A 16,744-nucleotide genomic window follows, 5' to 3' on the forward strand; every position below is an offset into this window, starting at 1 on the left:
ATGAAAATCAACAGGCATCAACTTCTTGTTTCCGGATTTATGAGTCTTGTTCTGGCGTCCACTGCGGGCGCTCAGACCAAAACTGTTAAGACCACCAAAACCGTCAAGAAAAAGACTGTCGGTGAACTGTTGTCCCAGGCCAATGATGGCACTCGCGGCGGCAGGGTGCAGATGTCCAAAACGGACACATCACTGCCTTCAGCGAACATGGGTTTCAAACAGGATGTCCAGAATTACAACCTGGAATCAGTTAAACCCCCGCGCTCTTCTGAAATCATGCAAAGAGACAGCGGCAACGGTCAGGCCGAGTACGAAAGAGTTCTGGATCAGCAGATCCGCGAACTGTACAAGCTGACGCAAAAATTCAAAACCAGCCCGAACCGCGGTGAACTGTGGTTGCGTCTGGCAGAGCTGTATGTCGAAAAAGCCAGTCTGATTGATTCCCGCAAGCAGGATGAATACGACGCGAAACTGCGTGCGTTCCAGGCGGGTAAAACCAAATCCAAACCTCGTCTGGATACGGCGGAAGCCCGCGAATACAACAAAAAGGCCGTTCAGCTTTATGAATGGTTCCAGCGTGATTTCCCACGTGACGAAAAAATGAGCCAGGCGCTCTTCTTCCTGGGGTACAACTATTTCGAACTGGGTGAAGTCAAAAAAGGCGCGGATTACTATGAAAAGCTAACCCGCGGTTATCCGAACTCCCAGTTTGTCGGCGAGGCGCACTTTGCCCTGGCGGAGTACTATTTTGAAAATGAAAAATGGGCGAATGCCTATAAAGAATATTCTTTCCTGATCAAGGAAAAGAAACACCGTTTGCACACCTTTGCCCTGTACAAGGGTTCATGGTGTTTGTTCCGTCTGGGCAAGGTTCAGCAGGCGATGACGTATCTTGAATATATCATCAAAGCCGGCAAGAACGAAACCGGGGACCAACTGGCAAGCCGTATGAAGGTGAACCGCACGCGTCTTGAGGGTGAAGCCCTGCGTGACATCGTGGTGTTCTATGCGGAAGGCGGCGATCCAAACAAGGCGGCGGATTACTTCAAGAATCTTGTGGGCGGCAACTACAGCCCTTACCTGGAAAGACTGGCGTATCAGTATTCTGATCGCGGTAACAAAGATGCTTCCCGTGACGTGTTTAAGCTTCTGATCTCTCAGAACCCGACAGCTCCAAAAGCTTTCGAGTACCAGTATCAGATCGTGCAAAACTACTTTTATGCGAAGAACACGCAGCGCTTTAAAACCGAGCTTTACGGCTGGGTGAAGGACTATGACTCCAGTGGAGCATGGTATGCCGCGAACAAAGGCAACAAAGAGCTGATTGAAAATTCTTATAAACTGCGTGAAACCACGCTGCGAAACTATGTTTTGCAGCAGCACCAGACAGCGCAGAACTCCCGTGCCCAGTATTCGCAGTCCCAGGCTTACGAAGGTTATCAGTTGTACCTGCGTGAGTTCCCGGATTCAGCGACGGTGGCGGACATGCACTTCTACTTCGGTGAATTGCTGTACGATATGGGTAAATACGACGAAGCTTCCATGCAGTACAAATGGGTCGTGGATAACGCGCCTCAAAGCAAGTTCTATGGCAAATCTGCCCAGAACTTGATCTTGTCTGTTGAGCGCAGCATCCCTTCTGATCAGGAAATGCAAAAACGCGTGGGGAATTCCACTGATCCGGTTCCTTTGGAGCCAAAAGTGGACCGCTTCATCAAAGCCGGTCAGTGGTACGTGGAAAAGTTCCCAACAGCGGAAAAAGCGGTGGAAATCAAATTCCGTATGGGCCGTCTGTACTATCAAAGCAATCACTTTGATCAGGCAACGACTCACTTCCGTGACATCGTGAAACAGCATCCGAACACCAAATATGCCGAATATTCAGCCAACTTGTTGCTGGATATTTACAACCTCAGAAAAGACTATGTGGGACTGGAAAAAACCGGTGCCGAGCTTCTGGCTGTTCCGGGCATTGCTTCCTCCAAGGCGGGCGCGGACATCCGTGGCGTGATGGAAAAAGCGTCCTTCAAGCGCGGTCAGGATCTGGAGCTTGAAAAGAAATACGCAGACAGTGCGCAGGTGTTTGAGTCCTTCGCGAAACAAAATCCGAAGTCCAATCTGGCAGTTAATGCGAACTTCAATGCGGCCGTGAACTATGAGCGTGCAGGCATGAATGCACCGGCGATCGCGGCTTACCAGGGGGTTTTGGCCTCTAAAGATCCGGCCGCGGACAAGTTGAAACCGAAAGCGCGCCGTTTGCTGGCGAAGCTCTACCAGGATTCTGCCCAGTTCGAGGAAGCAGCGAAACTTTACCGTCAGGCGGCTCAGGAAAATCCAACGGATTCCCTGGCTCCGAACCTGATGTTCAATGCGGCTGTGCTGTATGAAGCCCTGGGTAAATCGGATGAAGCCATCCGTTCTTACACGGACTTCACTAAAATGAACAAAAAACACAGCGACAACGTTGAAGCGGTGTTCAGTATGGCTCAGATCCATCGTAAAGCCGGTCAGACCGGTGCGGCGATTGCCCGTTACACGGAATACGTGGAAGCCGGCGGTCGTGATCAAGAGCGTGTGGTTGAAAGTGCTTACTGGGTCAGCGAGCTGTCGACTCGTCAAAGAGCGACAACAAGAGCTCAGGAATGGCGCCAGAAAACTTTGGCAATCCAGAAGCGTTTTGCGCCTAACAAAAAAGGTGTGGGTGCGACTTACGCGGCCCGTATCAAACTGGCAGAAGCAGAAGACACTTTCAAAGAGATGAAATCCGTGACCTTCCCTAAAGATCCGGCCAAACAAAAGGCAGCAGCTGACAAGAAAGTCGCTTTGCTGACCAAGTTGACCGGCGAACTGGCGGAAGTGATCAAGTTTGACAGCGCGGAAGAAATCGTAAGTTCGCTTTCGATTCTGGGCGACGCCAACTTGAACATGGCTCAGGCAATCATCAATGCGCCACTGCCTCCGGGGCTGAACGCAGAAGAAACGAAGCAGTACAAAGCGGGTGTGGAAAAGTTCGCAGAACCGTTCAACTCCAAGGCTCGTGAAAGTTACAAGGCCACGGTGGATCGCGGTCTGGAGCTGGAAGTGTACAACGATGGCTTCAAATCTGCTTACGAGTTCATGAACAGCAAGGATCCGAAGGGTTATTACAACGGCGGCGAAGTGGGCTCTGACATTCGTCTGGTGAATTGGATAGGTCAATAATGAAAAGAATAATCACTTGTTTCAGTTTGCTGGCACTGGCGGCTTGTTCTTCCAGTCCAACCAAAGAAACCTCTGAAGAAACCAAAACGGCGGTGGCGGAAGCCCCGAGGGTTGAGGTGGATGAGTTCAAGGATCTGGAAAAGGTCGAGCCGGTTCGTCCGGTGACTCCACCAGCGCCTTCCCAATATGCGGTTTTGAATGAAGCGATCAAGTCCCAGTCTGATGAAAGAATCTATCAGGCTTCGACTCAGATTCTGACCCAGTCCCCGAATGATGCCCGCGCCCTGAATGCCCTGGCGATGTATCACTATAAACGTGGACGTTTTGATCTGTGTCGTTACCTGCTGGGGAAAGCCATCAGTTCCAGCCCCAAAACAGCAGAGCTTTACTCGAATTTAGGCATTGTCCAGCTGGCGCAAAATGAGCGCCGCGATGCTGTGAAGTCCTTCCGCAAAGCTTTGGACATCAATAATGACGAAGCGGTGGCGGCGGCAAATCTGGGCGCGATCTATGTTCAGGAGCGTGATTTCGCGAAAGCCGGTGTTGTGCTCGAAACAGCCTATCGCAAGGGTGTGCGTGATCCTCGCGTTTTGAACAACTATGGCATTGCTCTGACGGCACAAGGGAAACTGGACCGTGCAGAAGAAATGTATAAAGCGGCTTTGAAAGACAGCGGTAACAACAAAGAGGTTCTGTTCAACTACGCCATTCTGCTGGTCGATCATATGCAGAAGTATCAGGATGGCTTGGAAGTTATTAACAGACTAAAGTTTGTAGGTGGACCTGCAGATAGCCGTAATCGCATTATTGCTTTGGAAAATAAGGCGAAAGCTGGGATAAAATAGAGTGAAGGATCGGGTGAGGACTATGTTGCGATACGTAAGACACATGACAATTATGCTGGCCGCACTTTTCATTTTCGAAGTGAGCCATGCGCAGTCATCCTCTCGGTCCACGACGACCACGACCACAACAACGACAACCACCACGAAGAAGAAGGCGACGCTGAACTTCGAGGACGAGTTGGTTGAAGGGTCGACGCAGAAGCCGGAACTGTTTTATCTCTTTCAGAAGAAAAACTTCAACTATAAGAGATTGATCAAGTTGAGAGAAAACTTTTTACCCGAGATGAGACGAACAACAGAGGATATCCAGCGGGTCCGGGGTGCTAATTGAGATCGCCGTTAATATTTAGAATTTTCAAAAACAATCAGCTCGTTGGTGTTAAACAGTTCGACCAGGATCAAATCGTGGTTGGGCATAACGCCGAAGTGCATCTGGATCTGGATGCGGATGGTGTTTCACCGATTCACTGCCTGATCGAACTTCGTGATAACGGATGGTATGTCTGTGATTTGGGTTCTTCTCAAGGGACTTTCAAAAACGGGCAGGCTGTTCTGGATGAAGCCATCGCCTCTGGCGATGAAATCGAAGTGGGTCCTTTCCGTATTGCCTTCTTTGTGGGTGTGCCGAAACCTAAAGTGGTTCCGGGGGCGCCAGCTTCTGAATCTGCGGCTCCAGTTGCTGAAGTGCCAGCACCACCTCCGCCAAAGCCGGAACCATCCATGCCGCCTGCGGCCGTGGTGAAGACCGAGGAAATCAAAGTCACTCCGGTTATTCCGGTGGCGACTCCGAGTATTCCGGTTGAAGCTCCGAAGGCTGAAGAAAAGCCTGTTCTGACGGCGGTTCCGGTAAAACCTGAAATCCGCAAAGAACGCTCTTCTTACAAGAAAGCCAAGAAAAGCAAAACATTCGCTCCTCCAAGTGAGATTCAGAATCTGAAATCGCACCTGAAGCCTGGTAAAGGCACCACGGTCGAAGTTCTGGTCACCTGGAAAGAGCGTATCCTGACGACTTATCATTTCAAGGGCAATAAAACCATCCGCGTGAATGCGGGCGGGGACTTGTCTGTAGCTCTTCCTGACGGACTGGTGCCGCGCGGTTATCCGCTGCTGGACATGTCTGCGGGTCTGCGTGTGAACACCACCAACGAGATGGACACCGAGATGGTGATCTCTGGCGGCGTGACCCAGCACGTGGAAGACCTTGCCAAATCCGGCAAGGCGCAAAAGGGCGGCAACGGTTACAGCGTGCGTGTTGATCAGAATGAAATGCTGTGTGTGAATCTGCCGGGTGGAAACCTGTGCCTTTACATCCGCTTTGTTCCACAGGCACCGACAGTTCCGATGCTTCCAATGATGCTTTCCGGTTCAGAAATGACTGGTGTGGCGATGTCCCTGATCATTGTGGGTTTGCTGGCACTGTATATCTCCGCAACAACCCCGAAAGACTGGCAGGAAAACAAGCAGGAAGAGGTTCAGCGTATTGCCCAGGTGGTGTTCACAAATCCACCGCCGGCTCCAACGCCAACACCGACGCCTCCTCCGCCAGTGCCTCCGACTCCGCCGCCGCAACCGGTGGCGACGCCAACTCCACCGCCGCCTAAGAAAGTGGTTGTGGCTGATGCGAACAAGGAAGCACAGAAAAAAGGAACAACCGGACAGCAGGCTCAACGGGCCCAGGTGGCGGCAAGAGCCAGTGAAGTGGCTCCGAAGCCCAACGCGAAAGACCGTACCAAGAAGTTCACGTCCACTCGTCAGGGGGGCGCGATCAAAACGGGTAACACGGCTGGTGCGAATGCTCAGTCTTCCAACAAGGACCTTTCCAAAGTGGGTCTGTTCAGCGCCTTCGGTGGCGGGGGCAGTCGCGCCAACATCGACAAAGCGTATTCTGGAGCCGGTGAGGTACTGGGTATGGCCGACAAGGCGACCGGAACTGCGGGCTTCAATGAAGACCGTGCCGGTGATGATCTGGGCTCCAAGTTCAAGGATGCCGGGGCTGGTGGAAAAGGCACTGCAACTCAGGGTATTGCCGGAATCGGTACCAAGGGTCGTGGGTCAGGTCAGGCTGCTTACGGTGCGTCTGAGGGCTTCGGTTCGAAGACCACAGTGGCTATCGAAGGCGGTGGTGCTGAAGAATCCTTCGACGCGACCATTGATAAAGAAGCTATCCGTCGTGTGATCCGCTCTAAACTTAACGAGGTGAAAAGCTGCTACGAGCGTGCTTTGAACACTCTTGAGAAGGGCAAGAAGATGGAAGGTAAAGTGATTCTTGCTTGGGAGATCATCGAGCGAGGTCAGGCACGCAACGTGAAAGTTGTCGATTCCTCTCTGGGCAATCCAGGTGTGGAAGAATGTATCCGCCGTCGTCTGGCAAGCTGGGTGTTCCCAGAGCCACCGACCGGAATGACAGCTGAAGTACAGGCGTACCCGTTTGTTTTGAATCAGGCTAATTAATTTATTAAGTAAAGTTTTTAAGAAGGAGACTTCCCGTGAACCCAACAGTTACAGTAGACAACATGAATTTCATCCAGCGTGCTTTCGCTGAGGGTGGTTTCGTCATGTACGTGATCGCAGTTATCGCCATCCTGGCGCTTTTTGTGATCATCGAAAGAATGATGAAGCTTAAAAATCTTGCCGTGGACAAAAAAGAGTTCACTGACCAGATCTTCAGAATGGTTGTGGCCGGCGATCTGCGTCAGGCAATCAGCTATTGTGATGCTCGTCCGGCTCCTTTGACGAATACAGTAAAAGCAGGTCTTGTTCAGGCGATGAACAAGCGTCCTGATGAAGAAGTGCAAGTGGCAATGGACGCAGCAGTAATGCGCGAAATGCCAAAAGTGGAAGGTTGGACATCTTTCCTGGCGGTCTTCGGTAACGTGGCCGTACTTGCGGGTCTTCTTGGAACGATCATCGGTATGATCGGTTCCTTCCGTGCGGTGGCGGCAGCCGATCCTGCAACCAAAGCTCTGGAACTTTCCAAAGGTATTTCCCACGCCCTGAACTGTACGGCGTTTGGTCTTTTGGTGGCGATCATCTCTATCGTGGCTTACGGTCTGTTCCAGCACCGCATCCAGAAAACAGAAAATGAAGTGGTTGAAACCAGCATGAGTCTGTTGAACCTGGTTGTTGCAAACAGAGAAAAAATCAAAGACTAACAGAGGTTTTCAATGGCTCACATAGATAGCGGCGATTCCAGCGGCAGAAAAAAGAATATCGAGCTGAACCTCGTGCCTTTCATCGACTTGATGAGCGTTCTTATTACGTTCCTGCTTATCACGGCCGTTTGGACTCAAGTGTCTATGATTCAAATTGGTAGTTCCCTCTATGGGAAGAAATCGGACACGCAACCCAATCCGACGCCGCCACCAAACGCCGATGTGGTGCTGAAAGTGGATGTGAAGGAAATGGGTTATGTTTTAACTGTTGGGAAACAAGTGATCAGCCTTCCCATGGTGAACGAACAATTTGATGAAGCGGGTTTGGTGGCGCAACTGCAGCGTGTGAAGCAGCTGTATCCTGAAAAAGTGGATGCGATTGTTTCAGTTGCAGATGTCATCCCCTATGAACAACTCATCAAGGCAATGGATAACTGTCTGACCGCAGGGTTCTCGGCGATATCCGTTGCGACGGGAGGGCCGCAGTAATGGCCATCTTCAGACCTGGTGAACGTCATCGTTATCACAATATTTTAAGCAAGAAAAAAGGGAAGCGTGACGTTACGGCGTTGCTGTCACTGACAGCGATGGTCGACATGTTCACGGTTCTGGTTATCTTCCTGCTGCAGAACTACAATGCCACGGGTGAAATTCTTTACATCCCGAAGGATGTCGTTTTGCCAAAGGCCACCAGCGTGCGCGAGTTGAAACCGGCGCACGTCATCACGATTTCCAGCAACGAGATCCTGCTGGACAGGGACGTGGTGGCAACCTTTGACGACGTCAAAGGCACGGAAGAATGGCTGATTCCAAAGCTGAAGGACACTTTGGCTGAGGCTTTGGTGAAATCCCGCACTGAGCAGGAAGGCAAGCTTCAGAACAAGATCCGTGACGTGGTTGAAACCACCCGTGGAGAGACTGAAGAAGACCCGAACGCCTGGAGCAAAGTCACGATTCAGGCCGATAAAGGTGTGGACTTCCTGACTGTCAAAAAGGTTCTGTTCACTGTGACAGAGGCCGGGGCTGGCGAGATCAACTTCGCGGTCACCAAGCTGCCGCAGGAAACAAATTCGAACTAAGAATAAAAATACATGAAAGCCCGGTGAAAACCGGGCTTTTTGTTTTTCACCCCGGTACAGCATCCGACGCGGAAGTTTTGACCGCGAGGCCCTGATGGTTTAAGATTCTTGTCATCTATGGGTAAATATAAGAATTATATTTTTATGGCTCTTCTCGTCGCTTTGTTCGTCGAGATTCTTATTGTTTTCCCATCGCATTTGGAGCATGAGGACGAGGTCGCTCTGCGCCAGCGGGTTGAAAAGCGCGACAAAGAAGCCAAAGAACGCAAGAAAAAGGGCATCAAGGAAGATCCGGGCCCATCCAGTCTGGCCGATCAAAAAATGGGCGGCGTGCATCTGGTGGAAAGTCAGTCCGGTAATCGTGACTGGGAGCTGTTCGCGGTGTCTGCCGAGGGCAGTCAGGCGGGTGGCAAGTGGGCTCTGCAACAGGTGCGGGTGCTTTTTTACAACAAGGAAAAGCTGGAATTCACCGTCACGGGCGATGAAGGCACTATCGACGACAAATCCAAGGATTTGAGCGTCATTGGCAACGTTGTGACCAAGTCCGAGAATGGCTACGTTTTCAAAACACCATCTATCTTCTATTCGTCCAAGACCCGTCAAATCGTCAGCCCGGAACAGGTGCTGATGGAAGGTCCGCGGGATTCTTCCGGTGCTGGCCTGTTCTTAAAAGGCGCCAGCATGAAAGTTCTGGTCGAACAGTCCAAGATGCTGATTCAGAACAAGGTGACGGCGCAAAAACCAATGAAGGACGGGAAAAAGTTTGAAATTTCCGCCGACGGCGCCGAATTCAGCGGTAAAAACCGCGAGGCCCGCTTCCTGGGGGCCGTTCGCATGAATTACGACAACATGAAGCTGGAAGGTCCTGAAGCCTCTTTCCTGTATGGAAAGGGTGCGGATATTCTGAGTTCTGTGGCGGTGAAGGGCGGCGTGCGCGTCAGCGACGTGGACAAATTCGCTACGTCCGAAAGTGTGAATCTGGACCTGCTGGCAAATCAGTACACGTTCAAGGGGCGTCCTAAGGTGATTCAGAATAACGATGAACTGACCGGCGAGGAAATCGTCTTCCTTGAAGGCGGAAAAAAGGTTAAAGTTGAACGAGTACGTGCGAAGGTGGAGAATAAAGATCAATGAGCATGCTCACCATCAAAGACATTTCCAAGTCCTTTAAAAAGCGCAAGGTCGTTGATGGCGCATCTTTTTCTGTGGAGTCCGGTCAGGTTGTAGGCCTGCTGGGTCCCAACGGTGCCGGTAAGACCACTTCGTTCTATATGGTGGTGGGTCTGGTTCAGCCGGATTCAGGCACGATCAATCTGGATGAAGCCAATATCACCCAAGAGCCCATGTATAAACGCGCCCGCGTGGGTCTGAGCTATCTGGCGCAGGAGCCAAGCATCTTCCGCAAACTGACGGTGGCTGAAAACATCACTGTGGCTTTGGAAGCTCATGGTTATTCCGGTGCGTCCCGTTCTGAAAAGCTGGAGCAGCTGATCGGGGACTTCCACGTCGGTCACATCCGCGACAGTTATGGCTATGCCCTGTCCGGGGGGGAGCGTCGCCGGGTTGAGATCGCCCGCGCGCTGGCGGGGTCACCGAAGTTCATTCTGCTGGATGAGCCGTTTGCGGGTATCGATCCCATTGCGGTCGCTGACATCCAGAATATCATCCGCGAACTTAAGGCCAAAGGTATAGGAGTTCTGATCACGGATCATAACGTGCGTGAGACTTTGGGCATTTGCGACTATGCTTATATATTGAAGGACGGGAAGATTCAGGTCAGCGGAAGTTCTGATGAAATCGCAAATTCCGAATTGGCACGTAAGTTCTATCTCGGCGAAAACTTTAAGCTGTAAAGCCATCCCGGCTGTTACGGTTCTTGGGAAAGGGAAATTTTAATGGCTCTTCGACAGACGATGAACCTGAGCCAGTCTCTGGTAATCACTCCACAGCTGCAACAGGCGATCAAGCTTTTGCAGATGTCGCGTATGGAGTTGGAGTCGGCTGTGCGCTCCGAGCTGGAGGAAAACCCGATCCTTGAAGAATCCGAATCGGCTCTGAAAGAGGACGACCTTCAAAGAACCAAAGAGGCTGCCAACGAAGTTGAGCATTCCGAAACCCCAGATCAGCAGAACATTCAGGATCCGCAAAAGCAGGATGAGTTCGAGTGGGAATCCTACATCGAAGCCAACCAAAAGCCTCCACAGTCCGGTATGGCGGGTTCTGAAGAGATCATGAACTATGAGAACGTCATCACGGCGTCTCAAACCCTGCACGATCACCTTTACTGGCAAGTTAAAATGAACGGCTTCTCTGAAGAAGAGGAAAGAGCCGCGGACGCCCTGATCGGCGCCATTGATGATGATGGTTACATCAAAGTTCCTTTGGAACAAATTGCTGAAGAGGAAAAAGTGGATCTGGCGCTGCTGGAAGACACTCTGACCCTGATTCATGAATTCGATCCTCCGGGTGTGGGTGCCCGCGATCTGCAGGAATGTCTGCTGATCCAGGCCAAACACATGGAAGAGGACACCCACGATCTGGTCACGCTGATCAAAAATCACGTGAAGGATCTGGAAAAGAAAAACTATGAAGCCATCGCAAAAGCTTTGAACCGCGACGTTGAAGACATCGTGGAAATCTGCAAAATCATCTATGCGATGGATCCGAAACCGGGTCGTGCCTTCGTCAGCAGTGACACGCACTATGTGACTCCGGATGTTTACGTGTACAAAGTCGGTGATGATTACGTGGTGTCTTTGAACGAAGACGGTCTGCCGCGTTTGAAAATCTCGAATTTCTATAAAAACATGCTTAAAGGTGGCAAAACCACCGGCGACAAGACCCAGGATTATATCCAGGAAAAACTTCGTTCTGCCGTTTGGTTGATCAAGTCCATCCATCAAAGACAGCGCACGATCTACAAGGTGACCGAGTCCATTGTGAAGCATCAGCGCGAGTTCTTTGAAAAAGGTTCTGAGCACTTAAAACCGATGGTTCTGCGCGATATCGCCAACGATATCGGCATGCACGAATCCACGGTCAGTCGTGTGACCACAGCGAAATATGTGCACACACCACAGGGTATCTATGAACTGAAATATTTCTTCAACTCGGGTATCAGCTCTTCTGATGGTGATTCACTGGCTTCCGAGTCAGTTAAAATCAAAATCAAGGATCTGGTGGCCAAGGAAGATCCGAAGAATCCATTGTCCGATCAAAAGATCGTGGATTTGCTGAAGGTCGAAGGAATTCAGATCGCACGTCGTACGGTAGCCAAATACCGTGATGTTCTTAAGATTCTGCCTTCTTCTCAGCGCAAGAAGTATTTCTAATCTATTAGGCGAAGACGGCTTGGGATGTTGAATCCCGGGCCTTATTTCAGCTTTTCTGCACTTCGTTCCAGAAGTATCGGTGAGTTTGTTTAGTTATTACTCAAGTGTAAGGTGTATTCAGGGTTCTTGGCTTGTTAAGTAGCAGGCATGGGTCGATTTGGTTTCTTGCTGGTAATTGTTGTTTGTTTTGATGCTTGGTCTGCTCCCGTGAAGTTAATGGTGGGGGATTCCTGGCCGCCGTTTGCTTTTCGTGAGAAAGGGCGTGCTGTGGGCATGTCCGTGGATATTGTGCGGGCGGCATTCAAGAATGTGGGGGAAGAAATCGAGCTGGTTCAGGTTCCTTATCCGCGCTGTCTGGCGCAGACACAGAGTGGGAAATTTCCGGCTTGTTTTAATTCTGCGCGCAGCAAGGACATGGATGCGGATTTTCTTTTTCCCAAAGAACCGCTTTTTAAAAGCAAGGGTTTGATAGTTTCTTTGCGGACGGGAACTCCGCTCAAGGTGCAGAAGGTGAAGGATCTGGAAGGTCGCACCGTGGCCCTGCCGAATGGGTTTCCTTTTGGTGTCGAGTTTGATGAAAATTCCAAAATCAACAAGGTGTTCACTGCCAATGATCTGACCAGTCTGATGATGCTGAATTCACGCCGGGTTGATTTTGTCGCCATCGATGAATACGTGTTTTATTATTACCTGAAAAACAAACCTGAGTTCCGGGATCGTTTTAAGATCATGGTGGAGATGAGCGAAGAGCCCATCTATGTGCACTTTTCAAAAAAACATCCCGAGACAAAAAATCTGATGAAGAAATTTGAAATGGGACTTTCAATGCTGAAAGCTTCCGCAGGGTATAAAAGCATTCTGGAAAACTGGGTGGGACCCGACGGGCAGCGCAGTGTGAATGTGACCTCGGTGGTGTATCACCCGGCTCATTTGCGCGAGCCGCTTTATTTTCCGGACTTGCTGCCGGAATAGATTTTCTTTACTCGCAGCGGCCTTTCCCTTAAAAATAAGGGGAGGAGAGCCCCATGGATTTAAAAAGCCTGATTCGTGACGTTCCTGATTTTCCAAAGCCGGGGATCATTTTCCGCGACATGTCGCCGCTGCTGCAAAATGCAGAAGCCCTTACTTTTGTTTCCCATAATCTTTTGAAACATGTTGATCTGACTTACGTGGACTATTTTGCGGGCATTGAATCCCGTGGATTTATCCTGGCGGCCCATATGGCGGCCACCCATAAAAAAGGTTTTTTGCCGATTCGTAAAGCCGGCAAGCTGCCTCCACCAACGCGCAAGGTTTCCTATGCCTTGGAATACGGCACGGCAGAAATCGAACTGCCTCCGGGCAAGGGCCGTGTGGTGATCGTCGATGACGTTTTGGCTACGGGTGGCACTTTGCAGGCGGCTATTGACCTGTGCCTGTTGGCCGGATACTCCGTGGAGTCTGTGGCGGTTCTGGTCAATCTGACGTTCCTTAACAAGATGACCTACAATGATCAAAAGGTGGCTTCGCTTGTTCAATATTAATGATGTGGCTTTGGTGATGGCGCTTCCAGGCGAATCCCAGGGCTTCTTTGAAAAAGAAAATATCCCTGTGGTTTACACTGGCATTGGCAAAGTGAATGCCGCGCTGGTGGCCATGGATGTGATTCATAAAACCAAGTGCAAAGTCATGATCAATCTGGGAACTGCGGGCAGCTCCCGTTTTAAAACCCATGACCTTGTCGAGGTTTCAAGCTTCGTACAAAGAGACATGGACATCTCGCCACTGGGGTTCAAGGTTGGGGAAACTCCGTTTGACCCGCTTCCGGGCGCGATTGATCTGATTCCGTTTTTCCCGGAGCTGTCTCACGGGGTGTGTGGAACCGGGGACAGTTTTGAAACGGGCACTCCGAAAGTGCCTTGCGAACTTGTGGACATGGAAGGTTACGCCCTGGCCAAGGTTTGTCGCAAAATGAACGTGCAGTTGATTTCACTGAAGTACATTACCGACGGGGCGGATCACAATGCCCACAATGATTGGGAGGCCAATCTGGTTCACGGGGCTAAAAAGCTTCTGGAATTTTACAAAAAAATGGTGACCATCCCTGGTTAGAATTTAGCGGGCTCCGAAAGGGGCCCGTCTCTTTTTGGAACATGGAAAATCCTCATCTTTAGTCGGGGATTGCCGATAAGTTTCCCATGATCAAGCCAGCTAACATCGCCATGTACGCCGTGGCCCTGACGGGTCTGACCCTCGGGCTGATTGCCAATCCCTTTGGCTCCAAAAAACACAAAATGGATCCTGCTGAAATCGAGGCCCTGCATGAAAAAGCGCAGGTCTATTTCGAAGCCGGCAACTATGAAGGGGCGCTGGATATGTCCCGCAAGATCCCGTCGCATGTGCCGAAGTATTCCGACATCCGGGAGCTGCGCCGCAAATCAGAAAATGCGCTGCGCGAATATAAACGCAAAATCGAAAGCGGGGAGGCTGAGCCCCGAACGGTGGACCGCCTGCCAGCGGCGTTGCGTGATTCTTATTTCGACGCAAAGCTCGAATTCAGCCGTGGTCAGTGCCAGGAGGCTTTTGCCGCCATGAGCCCGGTTGCGAAATATCTAAAAAATAAGCAGGACGATGAAATTTTTAAGGCCTGTCTATTAACCCAAAGAAAAACCAAATGAGTCTCAAAATAGGGCTCATCTTTAGTCCGGCTGGACCGATAAGAAGTCCAGGTAAGAAATCAAAGGCCTTGAAAGGGGCCGAGAAGGAGAAAACATGAAACTCAACTATACCTTTAAGCATCTGGATCACTCCGATTCCCTGGAAAAGTACACCGAAGAAAGAATGTCCGAGGTGGGGCGTTTCCTGCTTAAAGAAGGTTACGGCAACGTGTATTTCAGTAAGGTTAAAAGTGAATTCTGCGTTGAAATCTCTGTGAACACTCGCGAGAAATATTTCAAAGCCACAGCCTACGGCCCGGATATTTACGGTGCAGTGGACGCATGTGCCGAAAAAATGGAGAAACAATTCCTTAAGACAAACAAACAATATAAAGATCACAAGAAGCCTGAACTTACCAAGGGAGCACGTCAGGAGACGTTCTCACGTTGGAAAAAGGCGGCGTGATTTTGGTGCAAATTTCCTGACCAGCGATTATACTAAGGAGGTGGAATTATCCACCTCTTGTATTTTTGGAACGTTGCTTGGAACAGGAAGAACAGATTCTTTGGGGGACCACCCTTTTTTCCCTGGATGTAAAAGAAGATCAGCATGTCCGTCATTATAAATGGCGCCTTTTGGTTCTGATCACCCTTCTGACCGGTCTGCTGATGTGGACCTACAGCTTTATCTCTTTATTTTTCGTGGATAATCCGACCTTGGCTCAAATCGGCTTTAGCTGTTCGATTGTGCATGCCTTTTCCCCGTTGATTTACCGCTGGAGCCGTTCCATGTCGCTGGCCGCTTATTCCATGGTGACTTCGGGCATGATCTTTCAGTTTTCATTCTCTTATTTTACGGGGGGCTTCTTTTCTCCGACTCTCATCTGGTTTGCGGTATTGCCGCTGATCGTGGGGCTGTTGACCAGCCGGGTGCATGCGGTTTTTTGGACGTTCCTGTCGGTGGGGGCTTACATGCTGATGTTCCTGCTTCAAAGCAAGGGGCTGGTGCCGGAATCCTCTATCAGCGAGCTGGGGCGCACCCTTGCTCAGTTTATGATTGGCTTGGGGCTGATCGGCCTGGTTGGAGGCTTTACAGTGTTTTTCCTTGAGCTTGCCTATTTTTACCATCACAAACCCAAGGACTCTTGACCCCCAGAACTCGTTTTGGTAGCTTGGCCGTTCGCTAAATTCCAGCTCAATTTTGACTGTTTTTTAGGATGGTCCCAGTGGGGGCCGAGCTCATTAACACCATTCCCTAATGAGGAACGAACGCAGTGAAAAACTACCTGTTTACGAGTGAATCTGTATCCGAAGGTCACCCCGATAAAATGGCCGATCAAATCTCTGACGGTATTCTGGATGCCATCCTGGCTCAGGATCCGAAGGGCCGTGTTGCCTGTGAAACCCTGCTGACGACTGGTTTGGTTGTTGTTGGTGGTGAAATCACAACTTCTGCAAAAGTGAATTTCTCTGAAGTGGCCCGTGAAGTTGTAAAACGCATTGGTTACGATCACTCTGACAAGGGCTTCGACTACAAAACTTGCGGCGTGATGATCGCCGTAGGTCAGCAGTCCCCGGATATCGCCGTGGGCGTTAAAGAAACTCTTTCCGACGATCAGGGCGCGGGCGACCAGGGTCTGATGTTCGGTTACGCTGTGAATGAAACTCCAGAACTGATGCCTTTAAGCATCGCGATGTCTCACAAACTGGTGAAAGACCTTGCGGCTCTTCGTAAAGCGGGTCGTGTGGACTGGTTGCGCCCGGATGCTAAATCCCAGGTGACAGTTCAGTACGAAAACGGCATTGCAAAACGTATCGATGCGGTGGTTATCTCCACTCAGCACGCAGACAGCGTTTCCAATGCAACGATCAAAGAATTCATCACTGAAGAACTGATCAAAAAATCCATCCCGGGCAACTGGATCGATGCGAAAACCAAATTCTTCATCAATCCAACGGGCCGTTTCGTAACGGGTGGTCCAATGGGTGACGCTGGTTTGACCGGTCGTAAAATCATCGTGGACACTTACGGTGGTCACGGTGCTCACGGTGGTGGCGCGTTCTCTGGTAAAGATCCTTCTAAAGTGGACCGCTCGGCTGCTTATGCGTCGCGCCATATTGCTAAGAACATCGTGGGTGCGGGCCTTGCGGAACGTTGCCTGGTTCAGGTGGCTTACGCGATTGGTGTGGCTGAACCGGTCAGCATCACTGTAAATGACTACGGCACAAGCAAAGTAGGCCCTGAAGTTCTTGAAAAAGCGGTTCGCCAGGTCTTCGATTTGCGTCCAGCTCGCATTACAAAGGATTTGGACCTGCTAAGACCGATTTACAGCCCGACAGCGGCTTACGGCCACTTTGGTCGTAACGAAGAGTCCTTCACTTGGGAGCGCCTGAACAAGGTCGACCAGCTGAAAGACGCTGTAAAGACTTTGGCTTAAATTTTTATAAAACCTTAATCATTGCGCCGAGTTGTCACTAGCAACTCGGCGCTTCTTATTT

Annotated in this window: 17 protein-coding genes; all 17 read left to right on the forward strand. The window is 50.5% G+C overall.

The annotated features are described in order from the left end of the window. The 17 genes from BDT_RS03935 (at position 1) to metK (ending at position 16,683) form a co-directional block, all read left to right on the forward strand. Positions 1–3,201, forward strand: coding sequence for a tetratricopeptide repeat protein (locus BDT_RS03935; RefSeq protein ID WP_015089974.1), 3,201 nt, complete (start codon positions 1–3; stop codon positions 3,199–3,201). After that, complete coding sequence (locus BDT_RS03940) at positions 3,201–4,046, forward strand: tetratricopeptide repeat protein (protein WP_015089975.1); 846 nt, start codon at positions 3,201–3,203, stop codon at positions 4,044–4,046. Before BDT_RS03935 ends, BDT_RS03940 begins: the two co-directional genes overlap by 1 nt. 43 nt (positions 4,047–4,089) lie before the next feature. Continuing rightward, entirely contained in the window at positions 4,090–4,377 is a 288-nt protein-coding gene (locus tag BDT_RS18925; protein WP_051026263.1) for a hypothetical protein, read from the forward strand. After that, positions 4,374–6,497 carry an AgmX/PglI C-terminal domain-containing protein gene (locus BDT_RS03950; protein WP_080602325.1) on the forward strand — a complete coding sequence of 708 codons (2,124 nt, stop codon included), beginning with the start codon at positions 4,374–4,376 and terminating at the stop codon, positions 6,495–6,497. The genes BDT_RS18925 and BDT_RS03950 overlap by 4 nt, the downstream gene beginning before the upstream one ends. A gap of 35 nt (positions 6,498–6,532) precedes the next feature. Continuing rightward, positions 6,533–7,198: a MotA/TolQ/ExbB proton channel family protein gene (locus BDT_RS03955; RefSeq protein WP_011163385.1), complete on the forward strand. Its 666-nt coding sequence runs from the start codon at positions 6,533–6,535 to the stop codon at positions 7,196–7,198. 12 nt (positions 7,199–7,210) lie between these two features. After that, positions 7,211–7,687 (forward strand): ExbD/TolR family protein, encoded by a 477-nt coding sequence (locus BDT_RS03960; RefSeq protein ID WP_011163386.1) that lies wholly within the window; start codon positions 7,211–7,213, stop codon positions 7,685–7,687. Continuing rightward, complete coding sequence (locus BDT_RS03965) at positions 7,687–8,277, forward strand: ExbD/TolR family protein (RefSeq protein WP_015089980.1); 591 nt, start codon at positions 7,687–7,689, stop codon at positions 8,275–8,277. Before BDT_RS03960 ends, BDT_RS03965 begins: the two co-directional genes overlap by 1 nt. Positions 8,278–8,421: 144 nt before the next feature. Continuing rightward, entirely contained in the window at positions 8,422–9,411 is a 990-nt protein-coding gene (gene lptC / locus BDT_RS03970; RefSeq protein WP_235046256.1) for an LPS export ABC transporter periplasmic protein LptC, read from the forward strand. Beyond that, the gene (lptB, locus tag BDT_RS03975) at positions 9,408–10,130 is read left to right on the forward strand and encodes an LPS export ABC transporter ATP-binding protein (protein ID WP_015089982.1); all 723 of its coding nucleotides are present in this window, start codon (positions 9,408–9,410) and stop codon (positions 10,128–10,130) included. The genes lptC and lptB overlap by 4 nt, the downstream gene beginning before the upstream one ends. 42 nt (positions 10,131–10,172) lie before the next feature. Then, entirely contained in the window at positions 10,173–11,609 is a 1,437-nt protein-coding gene (gene rpoN, locus BDT_RS03980; RefSeq protein WP_148278699.1) for an RNA polymerase factor sigma-54, read from the forward strand. A 216-nt stretch (positions 11,610–11,825) separates the two neighbouring features. Beyond that, positions 11,826–12,581: a substrate-binding periplasmic protein gene (locus tag BDT_RS03985; protein WP_015089984.1), complete on the forward strand. Its 756-nt coding sequence runs from the start codon at positions 11,826–11,828 to the stop codon at positions 12,579–12,581. Between the two features lie 53 nt (positions 12,582–12,634). Then, complete coding sequence (locus tag BDT_RS03990; protein ID WP_015089985.1) at positions 12,635–13,132, forward strand: adenine phosphoribosyltransferase; 498 nt, start codon at positions 12,635–12,637, stop codon at positions 13,130–13,132. Positions 13,133–13,148: 16 nt separating this feature from the next. Continuing rightward, positions 13,149–13,700 (forward strand): 5'-methylthioadenosine/S-adenosylhomocysteine nucleosidase family protein, encoded by a 552-nt coding sequence (locus tag BDT_RS03995; protein ID WP_419144694.1) that lies wholly within the window; start codon positions 13,149–13,151, stop codon positions 13,698–13,700. A gap of 86 nt (positions 13,701–13,786) precedes the next feature. After that, positions 13,787–14,266: a hypothetical protein gene (locus BDT_RS04000; RefSeq protein WP_015089987.1), complete on the forward strand. Its 480-nt coding sequence runs from the start codon at positions 13,787–13,789 to the stop codon at positions 14,264–14,266. Positions 14,267–14,360: 94 nt separating this feature from the next. After that, complete coding sequence (gene hpf, locus BDT_RS04005; protein WP_015089988.1) at positions 14,361–14,711, forward strand: ribosome hibernation-promoting factor, HPF/YfiA family; 351 nt, start codon at positions 14,361–14,363, stop codon at positions 14,709–14,711. 77 nt (positions 14,712–14,788) lie between these two features. Then, a complete protein-coding gene (locus BDT_RS04010; RefSeq protein WP_015089989.1) occupies positions 14,789–15,394 on the forward strand; it encodes a hypothetical protein in 606 nt (201 codons plus the stop codon). Between the two features lie 125 nt (positions 15,395–15,519). Next, positions 15,520–16,683: a methionine adenosyltransferase gene (metK, locus tag BDT_RS04015; protein WP_015089990.1), complete on the forward strand. Its 1,164-nt coding sequence runs from the start codon at positions 15,520–15,522 to the stop codon at positions 16,681–16,683. Positions 16,684–16,744 lie beyond the last annotated feature (61 nt).

It is taken from the genome of Bdellovibrio bacteriovorus str. Tiberius (assembly GCF_000317895.1).
GTDB lineage: Bacteria > Bdellovibrionota > Bdellovibrionia > Bdellovibrionales > Bdellovibrionaceae > Bdellovibrio > Bdellovibrio bacteriovorus_F.